Genomic DNA, 219 nt, shown 5'->3' on the forward strand with positions numbered 1-219 from the left:
CATCGGCGCTAAAGAGCTTAACTTCCGTGTTCGGTATGGGAACGGGTGTGACCTCTTTGCCATCATCACTAGACTATAGTCGGCTTTCAATATACATCGTATTTCTTCGTCAGCTGCTGTCGTTCAGTCAGTCACGTACTTGAGTACGCTCCTTCCCTCTCTCCATTGCTTCCTCGAACTACTCGTATCTTGAAACCCTTCATAAAAGAAATTATTCTT

General features: G+C 44.7%; 1 rRNA gene. It reads right to left on the reverse strand.

Going from position 1 to position 219, the window contains the following annotated elements:
• Positions 1–73, reverse strand: a 5S ribosomal RNA gene (rrf, locus tag KVT27_RS26545); the annotation flags it as partial.
• Between the last annotated feature and the right edge of the window lie 146 nt (positions 74–219).

It is taken from the genome of Lysinibacillus sp. GbtcB16, assembly GCF_019091145.1.
Lineage (GTDB): Bacteria > Bacillota > Bacilli > Bacillales_A > Planococcaceae > Lysinibacillus > Lysinibacillus fusiformis.